Raw genomic sequence first — 10,560 nt, 5'->3', positions numbered from 1 at the left:
AGATGGGTCCATGACCGAGACCGCTCTGCGCTCCTCCGGCGCGTACGCCGATGCCGTTGCCGCCGCCGTTCAGGCTGCCGCCGCCTACTACACGGACGGCGTGACGCCGCTCGGGGACGACGAGTACGACGCACTGGTGCGGGCGATCGCCGCGTACGAGGACGCGCACCCGGACGAGGTGCTGCCGGATTCGCCGACCGGGAAGGTCGCGGGCGGCGCGGTGGTCGGCGACGTGCCGCACAGCGTGCCGATGCTGTCGTTGGACAACGTGTTCTCGGCGGAGGAACTCGCCGACTGGGCGGCCGGGTTGGAGCGCCGGCTGGGGCGCGCCCCGGCGGGGTGGTGCGTGGAGCCGAAGCTCGACGGGCTGGCGGTCGCGGCCCGCTACCGGGGCGGGAAGCTGGAGCGGGTGCTGACCCGGGGCGACGGTCTGGCGGGTGAGGACATCAGCCATGCCGCCGAGGCCGTGCTCGGGCTGCCGGCGGTGCTGACGGAGCCGGTCGACGTCGAGCTGCGCGGTGAAGTCCTGCTGACGACCGCCCAGTTCGAGGAGGCGAACCGGATCCGGCTGGCGCACGAGGCCCCTCCGTTCGTCCACCCGCGCAGCGGCGCGGCCGGGACGCTGCGGGCCAAGGACCGCCCGTACCGGATCGAGCTGACGTTCTTCGCGTACGACGCCGTCGGCCTGGACGAGGAGTCGGCGCACAGCGCGCGGCTGGAGCGCCTCGCCGCGCTGGGCGCGAACACGGCGGCCAGCACGGCGGCGGCGCCGCTGCGCTGCGGGAGCGTCGAGGAGGTGCAGCAGCGGGTCGAGGAGATCGCCGCGCTGCGGTCCCGACTGCCGTTCGGGATCGACGGCGTGGTGATCAAGGCGGACGACGCGGGCGACCGGCGGGCGGCGGGTTCGGGTTCGCGGGCGCCGCGCTGGGCGGTGGCCCGGAAGCTGGCGGCCGAGCACAAGGTGACCAGGCTGCTGGGGGTGGAGTGGGCGGTGGGCCGCACCGGCATCATCGCGCCGCGCGCCGTCCTGGAGCCGGTGGTGATCGACGGCGTCACCGTCACGTACGCGACGCTGCACAACCCGGCCGACATCACCCGGCGCGGCCTGATGCTCGGCGACCAGGTCTTCGTCTACCGCGCGGGCGACGTGATCCCCCGGGTGGAGGCCCCGCTGGTGGAGCAGCGCACGGGCGAGGAGCGGCCGATCGTCTTCCCGGAGGTCTGTCCCCGCTGCGGGGACGCGATCGACGCCTCCGAGCAGCGCTGGCGGTGCGTGCGCAGCCGCAACTGCCAGGCGGTGGCGTCGATCGTCTACGCGGCGGGCCGCGACCAGTTGGACATCGAGGGCCTCGGCGCCACCCGCGCCGTCCAGCTGGTCGAGTCCGGCCTGGTCAACGACATCGCGGACCTGTTCACGCTGACCCGCGACCAGTTGATGACGCTGGAGCGGATGGGCGAGACCAGCACGGTGAACCTGCTGGCCGCGATCGAGACGGCCCGGACCAGGCCGCTGAACCGGGCGCTGTGCGCGCTGGGCATCCGCGGCACGGGGCGCAGCATGTCGCGCCGGATCGCCGCGCACTTCGGTTCGATGGCGGCGATCCGGGCGGCGGACGCGGAGGCGCTGGCCGGGGTCGACGGCATGGGGCCGGAGAAGGCCCGCGTGATGGTCGGCGAACTCGTCGAGCTGGCACCGCTGTTGGACCGCCTGGCGGCCCTCGGCGTCGGCACCGCCGTCACCGAGCCCACCGCGCCCCGGCCGGTCGAGGCGGCCGAGGCGGCCGGGGCCGACGGCGCGGCCCCGGCCGACGTGGCTGCCGCCGCCGGTACCGGCCCGCTCAGTGGTGAGGCCGTGGTCGTCACGGGCTCGATGACAGGCCCGCTCGCCGCGCTGTCCCGCAACGAGATGAACGAGCTGATCGAACGCGCGGGCGGCAAGGCGTCCTCCTCCGTCTCGAAGCGGACCACCCTGCTGGTGGCCGGCGAGAAGGCCGGCTCCAAGCGCGCCAAGGCCGAGGAGCTCGCCATCCGCATCCTCACCCCCGACGAGTTCGCCGCCCTGGTCGCCGAGCACCTCCCCGCCGCCTGACGCCCCGTCACCTCCTGTCACCACCCGACGCCGGGCGGGGTCGTCCGCCCGGCGTCGGTTGCCGACGCGGTTTCGGTTCAGGCGGTGAATCCTCCGTCGACGGCGATCTCGGCCGCTTGCGCGTAGCGGCCCGGCGCGGTGGACCCGGCGATCGCCTCGGTGCCGGGGAGCGGCCCGGGGCCCGTACCGGAGTACTGCCGGAGCCGCACCGGAGCAGTGCTGGGAGGCCCGTCGACGCCGAAGCGCCCGGCCTCCGACCGCCCCGCTGCCGCCGGGCGCTTCGTCACGTCCCTTGCCCCGAGGAGTCGGTGAGGGCTCGGACGGCGGCCCGGACCGGGGCGGGGCGGGCGAGCAGGTCGGTGTTGTCGGCCCACTGGTCGACGGCGCCGGTGAGGGGGAGGGCGCGCAGGCGGGGGTCGGTGAGGGTGGCGGCCAGGGCGCGGGCGAAGCGTTCGGCGTGCAGGACGAGGTGGGGCCGGCCGTGGTACGGGCGGCGGGCGGGGTCGACCGGGGCGGTGAGGCCGGTGGCGTTGTGCAGGCGGGCCACGGTCTCGTACGCGTCGCACAGGTGCCGTTCGCGGTCGGCGGGGTCGGTGGCGGCCAGGGCGTCGCGCAGGACGGGGGTCAGCCGGGGTGCGGCGGCGGTGCGGGCGAAGGCGCTGCCGAGCCACTTGGTGTAGGGCGCGTACCGGTGTTCGAGCAGGAGGCACAGGCGCATCAGGTCGCGGACCAGGCGGCCGGCGGCGAGCGCGGAGCCGAGTTCGTCGCCGACCTCGGCGCAGCGGCCGACGAAGGACTCCTCCTGGGCGAGGCGCTGCCACTGGCAGGCCAGCAGGTAGCGCCGGACCTGGTCCGGGTAGCGGGCGAGGCGGTGGCGGGCCGCGGTGAGGATGCCCGGGTCGTCGTGGAAGACCGCTCCGCCGGTGGCCTCGGCCAGTCGCTGCTGCGGCATCGCCAGCCAGTCGGACAGGGTCGGGCCCGGGTCGGTGGCGGCGGTCGCGGTGCCGAGCCGGTCGGTCAGCCAGGTGTCGACCCGGCGGACCACCACCCGGTGGGCGACCGGCCCTTCGGTGGCTTCGAGGTGGCCGACCGGGTCGTTCGGGTCGCCGCTCGCCCGGAAGTGGGTGGGCCAGCCGCGGACCTGCTTGGGCAGGCGCCGGGCGAACAGGTCGTGGAGGTCGGCGGCGTACCGGTCGGCGTCCTCGGCGGTGAGGAACAGGTCCAGGCGCGGGCCCCAGTCGTGGTCGACGGAGCGCGGGGTGTCGAGGCCGAGCACCTCCGAGCCCGGCCCGACCAGGGCGGCCGCGTGGCGCAGGCCCGGGTGGGCGGCGTCCAGCAGCGGGCGCACCGCCTCCGTGTAGAGGATCCGGGAGAGTTCGACGCCGGGGAGGAAGGCGGGTGCGGGAGTGGACATGGGTGCCACTGTGGCCGAGGGTGGTCGCCCGGTTCCAGCCGTTTACTTCCGTGAGACCCTCTCACGGGCGTGAGCGCCCCATGCGTGCATGAGAGCCCGTTCACGGACGTGACGATCCGTCACGGACGTTGGAAGGTCTCACCCGAGTGACGGCCTGCCGTGGATGTCAGCGGGTCTCGCAGAAGTGACGCGTCGTCATGTGGGCAGGACCGTCTCGCCGAGGTCATTGGTCATTGCGGACGCAAGACCCTCTTACCGATCATTTCAGCATGAGAGCTGGCCGGTCATTCCTCGTCGATGTCGACTCGCCGGAGGACCTGCGTGAAGTCGCCGTCGTCGAGCAGTCCGGCCAGCACCTGCGTCATGTTGTCGATGCCGGGCTCTCGGACGACGAGGCCGTCGGAGCACCAGAAGTAGCGGCCGCCCAGGGCCTCGCCGGTGCGGGACCACCTGTCCATGATGCGTTCGACCTCGGCGAGCGTGAACACGGTCGCACTCCAGCGTGAGCCGTCCGCCGTCAACCGGACCTCGACGTCGACGTTGCAGACCGCGTCCAGGGGCTCGTCGGCGTCGGGGACGAACGACGCCTCGAACCGATTCGTCCGGACCCGGTAGAAGGGACCGTCCCACCCCTGCGCCACGGTTTCGCCCCCGGTGTTCGCCACCCGGGGAGTATGTCCGGTCGGCCCGAACTGCTCAACCGGTTTCCCCGGCGGGCTCAGTGGTCGACGCTCGAAGTCCTTCGGGGGGTGACCCAGCAGCGCACCGCGGACCCGGAGACGGTGTCGGTGGTCCCGCGTGCGGTCGGCGCCACCGCCGCGGCAGGCGGATGGGCCGGCGTGCTTCCGACCGTCCACCGCTCTTCCCGCTGCCGCGTCGGATGCCCGAGGAGACGGAAGGAGGAGCGGTGGCGACCGGCATGTCGACGGCCCACACGCGTGTCACCGGGGAGCGGGGACGCTCACGCGGCGGCGGACCGGCCCTTGATCGCGTGGCTGAGGGCGGCCTGCTCGTCGTCGGGAAGGCGACGCTCGACGTGGAGCATGCGCAGGGCGGTGGTGATGCGTTCCTCGTCCTCGGGTGTGCCGAGGCTGCCCATGTACGGGGGCAGCAGCAGGCTCAGGGCTTCGAGGTCCGCGCGTGCGCAGAGCGTGGTGAGGAGTGCGCCGACCGGGTCCTCGTGCGGCCGGGGGGCGGCCGGAGCGGTGGCCCGCAGTCCTGCGGCGATGCGGTGGCGGAGCCACTGCTGGTGGGGGCCGGCCGGGACGTCGTCGATGCGCGAGGCGGCGGACTCGAAGTGTGCGCGGGCCCGGTCGACCTGGCCCAGGTCCCGGTGGGCCCGGGCGATGTTGGCGTGCAGGGAGGCGTAGAAGCCGCGGACGCGCTCGTCGCCGACCTTGTCGGCCCGGTTCAGGCACTCCTGGTTCCAGCGCAGGGTCTCCTGCGGCGTGGGCTGGTGCCGGGCGAGGTAGTGCGCGGCGATGCAGGCGTCGTAGTCGTCCTCGGCGGCTTCCCACGCTCGGAGGAAGAGGTCCCGTGCCCGGGCGTCCTGTCCTTCGGCCTCGGCCTGCATGCCCTGGGCGCACAGCTGCACGACGGTGTTCTCGGGGTCGATCACGGTTCTCCTGGGGTGAGGGGGATGCGGTACTGGGAGAAAGGGGAAAGGGGAAATCAGCGGGAGGCGTCGAGGGCGACGGGCATGACCAGCGTGGTGAAGCTGCCCTGGTCCGCGGACCGCACCACGACGGGCCGGTCCACGGCGGAGATCTCCAGCAGGACGTCGGGCCCGACACCGGCCTCCAGCGCGGGGCCCAGGACGGCGGGGTCGAAGCCGATCCGCCGGGGCAGGTCCTGGTGGCAGACCGCGGGCAGGGTGACGGCGCTGGAACGATCGGCGAGCGAGACGGTCAGCTCGTCGCCGGCGAAGCCCAGAGCGATGCGTGCGGCGCCCGCGTGGCTGTTGACCGCCTCGCACAGCGCCGGGCGGTCCACGATCACGCGGTACTCGGGCGGGGCCAGGGCCGAGAGCGTCTCGCGGTAGTCGGGGAAGAGATCGTCGACCGTCGCCAGGACACGGGACTCCGACGTACTGCGTGCGCGGGCGCCGTCCGGTCCGACCTGGAGGGTGACCTCGTGGACCCGCGCCGCCCATTGCCCGAACTCGATCAGGTCGGCCGTCCGCACCAGCAGGCGGCGGGGACCTCCGTCGAGTGCCGCCGGCCTCAGGACGCGCATCGACAGGCGGTAGCGATCGGTGGCCACCAGACGCACCTCGCCGTCATCGATCTCGACGAGGACGCAGCCCAGCGCGGGGAGTTCCACGTCGGAAGCCGCGGCCGGCACCACCTGGCGGACCGCGCTCGCCAACTCCACGCCGCCGATCCGCGCTTCCGTCGTGCCGCCGGCGGTCGAGAGGGAACGCAGCACCACGGCGATGGCGGCCTCGGCCTTCCGCGTCCGGTCCCGCATCCTCTCCAAGTGCCGCTCCAGCACCTCCCGGCCCTCGTGCTCGGGCCCGTCGAGCACCACGGTGACCTCGGCCAGCGGCAGTCCCGCTTCTCGCAGACCGCGCAGGAGAGCGGCCCGGGCCTCCTGCGCGGGGCTGTAGAAGCGGTATCCCGTCGTGCCGTCGACCCACGCCGGCAGCAGCACGCGGCAGTCGTCGTAGAAGCGCAGGGCGCTCGGAGCGAGGCCGACCCGCCGTGCGAAGGCGCTGATGCCGAGTAGTTCCGTGGTGCCGTCCATGGCCCGATTGTCGACGTTCATCCCACTTGAAGGTCAACTCGCCCTTCGTCCCGGCGACGGGTTCCGCGGCACCGCCGTTCCGCCGTTCCACCGTTCTGCTCCGGCGCCGGTCGCCGTGCGGGCCGGTGGTCGACGTCCGGGGCCGGGTGATCAGGGCATCCGCTTCAGTCGCACGGGTCGACGGGTGGCGGGTGTCCTCATGACCCGGTCGCCGGTGCTGAGCCTGCGGTAGGTCACGCCGTCCACGTGGACGGTGAGCTCGCATCCGTCGTCGGTGCGGATGCGCATCCGGTAACTGGTGGTCGGGCCGTGGGTGCCGGTCTCCGTCGTGGTCCACCGTTCGACGACCTCCCCGACGTAGGAGTCGTCGAACGACCTTCTCCGCCGGTCGGCGCGGGCCACCAGGACCAGGACGAGCGGCCCGGCGACGAGGGCCAGAAGGACGAGGTACGACATGTGCCCCCCGTGTCGGTGGCGGCGCGGCCTGTTCGCAGCAGCGTACCGACCGCGCGGGCATCGGCCCAGAAGGCTTGCACGGCAAGGGACGGCAGGGGACGGCAGGGGAGGGCAAGGGGATGGGGACGGACACGGCTGCGTGATCGACCCGTTCCGGGCGCGGGGACGAAGACGCGCGGCCGGGTGGCGTGGCGCCGTGGGCACCACGGCCCCTCGGCGGGGTGGCGGGGAGCCGCTCTCGCCTGTCCCTCTCACCGAGGTGACACCCCTTCACTTGCACAACGGCCTCTCACCGGAGTGAGGGGGTGTCACTTCCGGGTGCGCCCTTCACTCCGGGTGGAGTTCTCCGGCGAGGAGGCGGGTGACCAGGGCGTCGACCAGGGCGGTGCGCTGCTGGGGGGCGAACAGGTCGGGGAGGGTGAGGCGTTCGAGGATGAGCCAGTTGAGGGCGAGGTAGAGGAGCTGGACGGTGGTGGCGTCGCCGGGGAGGCCGGAGGCCCGGTGGTGGTCGACGTTGAAGCGGAGGTCGGCGGCGATCCGGGTGGTGAGCACGGTGCGCAGTTCGGGGCGGCGCAGTGCGGCCAGGCGCAGTTCGAGCAGGGCGAGGAAGCCGGTGGGGAAGTCGGCGACGCGGTCGACGAGTTGGTGCATGAGTTCGGCGACCCGGGCGGCGTCGTGCGGGCCGGTCAGGCTGCGGGCGAGGGTGTCGGCGTCGGGTTCGAGGCGTTCGTAGACGCGGGCGGCGCTCTGGACGAGCAGGGCGTCGCGGTTGGCGAAGTAGTTGGAGGCGGTGCCGGCGGGGACGGCGGCGCGCTGGTCGACGGCGCGGAAGGTGAGGCCGCGGGCGCCTTCCTCGGCGAGGACGTCGATCGCGGCGTCGAGCAGTGCCGCCCGGCGTTCCGGATTGCTGCGGGCCATCGGTTGTCACCACTCCACTCGTAGTGCTAAGTTCCTACCACTCCACTCAGAGTACTACGCACCGAGTGGTCACCTGATTCCCTACGAGAGGTTTCTCGGCTTGCGCAAGCTCGTGTACTACGTCGCCGTCTCGATCGACGGCTTCATCGCCGGCCCGTCCGGCGAGTTCGACTTCTACCCGGAGGCGCCCGACATGGTCGAGTACCTGCGGGCGGAGTTCCCCGAGACCATGCCCAGCCACATCCGGCCGGCCATCGGTCTCGCGGACACCCCCAACAAGCGGTTCGACACCGTGCTGATGGGGCTCAACAGTTACCGCCCCGGCCTGGAGGCCGGTCTCACCAGCCCCTACGCGCACCTGAAGCAGTACGTGGTGTCCTCCTCCCTCCCGGAGATCGACGACCCGGCCGTGACACTGGTGCGCAGCGACCCCGCGGCCCTGGTCCGGAGCCTGAAGGAGCAGCCCGGCGAGGGCGACCTGTGGCTCTGCGGCGGCGGCCTGCTGGCCGGTGCGCTGCTGCCGGAGATCGACGAACTGGTCCTCAAGCGCTACCCGGTGGTGGCGGGCGGCGGTGTCCCGGCCTTCGCCGGCGGATTCCGTCCGCGCCCGTTCGCGCCGGTGGAGACGCTGACGTTCAGCCACGGCGGCACCGTCACCACGTACCGCCCGGTCGGGTAACGGCCACCCGGGCCGCGCCCCCGCCGCCCGACCGGCGCCCGCCCGGCGCCCGACCGGCCCCACCCGTCCGCCCGCGCCCCGGGAGTAGCCTGGGCGGGGACGCGGGGGACGGGGGAACGGGATGAACGGGCAGGCGCCGGAAGGCCGTTGGGTGCGGCCGGTGGCGGGCGGGCCGGAGGTGTACGCGGTCGTGCCGGAGCGGCCGCGGGCGACCGTGGTGGTCGGCATGGAGCTGTTCGGGGTGACGGCCTGGGTGCGCGGGGTCTGCGCACGGCTGGCCGGGGCCGGGTACGCGGCCCTCGCCCCCGACTTCTACGGGCGGCAGGCCGAACGGGTCGAGCTGCCGTACGACGACACCGGCCGGGTGGACGGGTTCCGGCTGCTGGGGACGGTGACGGCCGATCAGGTCGTCGCCGACACGGCCGCGGCGCTCGCCGCGGGCGAGCGGGCGGGCGCGGGCCCGGGCCGGGCGTTCGTCGGCTTCTCGGTCGGCGGCCACCTCGGCCTGCTCGCGGGCGCCCGCCTCCCGCTGGACCTGATCGCCGCCTGCTACCCGGGCTGGGCGCTGGAGGACCCGACGCCGCTGGCGGCCTCCGCCCCGCCGCTCGGCGCGGAGGGCGCGGCCGCACTCGCCGCGTACGACCCCTCGGTGCTCGGCCTGGTCGGCGCGGCCGACCACGTGGTGCCGCCGGAGCAGTGGGCGCGGATCGGCGAGCGCCTGGCCGGGGCGGGCGTCCGCCACGAACTGGTGACGTACCCGGAGGTACCGCACGGCTTCCTGTGCGCGGACCGCCCCGGGACGTTCCGGGCGGCGGAGAGCGCGGACGCCTGGTCCCGCATCCTGTCCGCGCTGGGGGAACTGCCCTCCTGACGGCGCGACCGGTCGCCCGGAGGCGTTCCGGGGTGCCCGGGAGGGGCGTCGGGAGTTTTCTTGCGTCCGAACGGGCGGTGCCGCGTCACCGGCACCGCCCGCGGCGCGTTGAGCCTCCGTCAGCACTGTCAGCACCGCCCGTCCGTACGCCCGGAGGACCCGCCATGCGCACCGCACTCTCCGCCCTCGCCCTGGCCGCCGCCGCCCTGTTCGCGGGCGGGGTGCCCGCCTCGGCCGCGGCTGCGGCCGAGGAGCCGGCCGGTCCGGTCCCGAACCAGGGCTACAGCATTCCGGTCGGCGCGATCACGGACCTCGGCGCGCTCCCGATGCTGGGCGGCCTGGGCAAGGACTTCGCCCACCTGCTCGGCCAGTAGCCGGAGCAGGCGGGGGCGGGACAAGGTCGGCGGGGCGGGTTCGGCGGGGCGGGTTCGGCGGGGCGGCGTCAGCGGAGCGGGACGGCGTAGACCGGTTCGGGGCCGAAGGGGGTGAAGCCGACCTTGCGCAGGATCGGGCCGGAGGTGGTGGGGTTGGCCTTGACCAGGGCCATCCGGGCGCCGTGGGCGGCCGCGTAGGCGAGGCGGGCCCCGATCAGGGCGCGGTAGACGCCGCGGCCCCGCCACTGTTCGGCGACCACGCCGCCCGTCAACCGGGCGACGCCGTCGACGAGTTCGACGCCCGCGCTGCCGACGGGGACGCCGTCGAGGTGGGCCACCAGGGTGCCGCCCCGACCGGCCGGGACACTGTCCCGGTTGCGGGCGGCGGCGGCCTCGAAGCGGTCGGCGGGCGGGAGTTCGCCGCCGAAGGCGGACTGCTGGAGGACCAGCGCGTCGCGGGCCGTCGCCGGATCGGTCGCCCAGCTCGTGGCGACGTCCAGGTCGGACGGGCGCAGCGCGGGCACGCCGTCGGACAAGTCGGCCGCCAGCACCTCGAGTTCGAGCTTGACCCGGCCGCCGCGGGCGGCGAGTTCGGCGGCCAGTCCGGCGGGGGCGCCGATCAGCACCTGCCAGTCCAGGACCGGCACGTCGAAGGTGCGGGCCCGCTCCAGCAGGGCGTCCACGGCGGGGCCGAGCGGTCCGGCGGGCGTGAACGAGACCACGGAGAGGTCGAATTCGAAGTAGTCGGGGAGACGGACCAGGGTGTACCCGTCCGTGCTGACGACCTCGGCGTCGGGCGGCGACCAGACCCAGGCGTCACCGGCGGCGGCGACTTCGGTGGCGGAGAGACTCATGCCGAGCAGCCTAGGGACCGTTCCGACACGTATCGCCGCCGCTCGGGACACCGTTGCCGGACCCGGACCCGACAGTGACACGGCCGGTGCACCCGCGCGGGAACCGAACGGGCCGCCACGGCGTGCAGCGGCGGGGCGGACCCGCCCGGGCAGCGGGGCG

12 protein-coding genes are annotated in these 10,560 nt (G+C 74.3%); 4 read left to right on the top strand and 8 right to left on the bottom strand.

The features are described 5' to 3' along the window. The first annotated feature begins 10 nt into the window (after positions 1-10). Positions 11-2,089, top strand: coding sequence for an NAD-dependent DNA ligase LigA (ligA, locus tag ACIQBJ_RS14065; RefSeq protein WP_400708562.1), 2,079 nt, complete (start codon positions 11-13; stop codon positions 2,087-2,089). A gap of 77 nt (positions 2,090-2,166) precedes the next feature. On the opposite strand, the gene ACIQBJ_RS14060 is transcribed toward ligA, so the two are convergent. The 7 genes from ACIQBJ_RS14060 to ACIQBJ_RS14030 form a co-directional block, all read right to left on the bottom strand. Then, entirely contained in the window at positions 2,167-2,298 is a 132-nt protein-coding gene (locus ACIQBJ_RS14060; RefSeq protein ID WP_400708560.1) for a hypothetical protein, read from the bottom strand. A 74-nt stretch (positions 2,299-2,372) separates the two neighbouring features. Then, positions 2,373-3,503 carry a DUF4037 domain-containing protein gene (locus ACIQBJ_RS14055; RefSeq protein ID WP_400708558.1) on the bottom strand — a complete coding sequence of 377 codons (1,131 nt, stop codon included), beginning with the start codon at positions 3,501-3,503 and terminating at the stop codon, positions 2,373-2,375. Positions 3,504-3,787: 284 nt separating this feature from the next. Next, positions 3,788-4,168, bottom strand: a complete 381-nt coding sequence (locus tag ACIQBJ_RS14050) for a hypothetical protein (protein ID WP_400708556.1) — start codon at positions 4,166-4,168, stop codon at positions 3,788-3,790. Between the two features lie 296 nt (positions 4,169-4,464). Next, entirely contained in the window at positions 4,465-5,121 is a 657-nt protein-coding gene (locus ACIQBJ_RS14045) for a hypothetical protein (RefSeq protein WP_400708554.1), read from the bottom strand. Between the two features lie 53 nt (positions 5,122-5,174). Then, positions 5,175-6,248, bottom strand: a complete 1,074-nt coding sequence (locus ACIQBJ_RS14040) for a MerR family transcriptional regulator (RefSeq protein ID WP_400708552.1) — start codon at positions 6,246-6,248, stop codon at positions 5,175-5,177. Between the two features lie 150 nt (positions 6,249-6,398). Beyond that, positions 6,399-6,704, bottom strand: a complete 306-nt coding sequence (locus ACIQBJ_RS14035) for a hypothetical protein (RefSeq protein WP_400708550.1) — start codon at positions 6,702-6,704, stop codon at positions 6,399-6,401. A gap of 327 nt (positions 6,705-7,031) precedes the next feature. Then, positions 7,032-7,622, bottom strand: coding sequence for a TetR/AcrR family transcriptional regulator (locus tag ACIQBJ_RS14030; protein ID WP_400708548.1), 591 nt, complete (start codon positions 7,620-7,622; stop codon positions 7,032-7,034). 100 nt (positions 7,623-7,722) lie between these two features. Between ACIQBJ_RS14030 and ACIQBJ_RS14025 the strand changes: the two genes are divergently transcribed. The 3 genes from ACIQBJ_RS14025 (at position 7,723) to ACIQBJ_RS14015 (ending at position 9,546) form a co-directional block, all read left to right on the top strand. After that, the gene (locus ACIQBJ_RS14025) at positions 7,723-8,301 is read left to right on the top strand and encodes a dihydrofolate reductase family protein (protein ID WP_400708546.1); all 579 of its coding nucleotides are present in this window, start codon (positions 7,723-7,725) and stop codon (positions 8,299-8,301) included. Positions 8,302-8,422: 121 nt separating this feature from the next. Further along, on the top strand, positions 8,423-9,172 hold the full coding sequence (locus ACIQBJ_RS14020; RefSeq protein WP_400708544.1) for a dienelactone hydrolase family protein: 750 nt from the start codon (positions 8,423-8,425) through the stop codon (positions 9,170-9,172). Between the two features lie 164 nt (positions 9,173-9,336). Then, positions 9,337-9,546: a hypothetical protein gene (locus ACIQBJ_RS14015; protein WP_400708542.1), complete on the top strand. Its 210-nt coding sequence runs from the start codon at positions 9,337-9,339 to the stop codon at positions 9,544-9,546. Positions 9,547-9,614: 68 nt separating this feature from the next. Here the strand turns inward: ACIQBJ_RS14015 and ACIQBJ_RS14010 are convergent, their stop codons facing one another. Next, on the bottom strand, positions 9,615-10,400 hold the full coding sequence (locus tag ACIQBJ_RS14010) for a GNAT family N-acetyltransferase (RefSeq protein WP_400708540.1): 786 nt from the start codon (positions 10,398-10,400) through the stop codon (positions 9,615-9,617). Positions 10,401-10,560: the final 160 nt, after the last annotated feature.

The organism is Kitasatospora sp. NPDC088391 (assembly GCF_044753345.1).
Classification (GTDB): Bacteria; Actinomycetota; Actinomycetes; order Streptomycetales; family Streptomycetaceae; genus Kitasatospora.
This window is presented reverse-complemented; position numbering and strand designations above follow the sequence as displayed.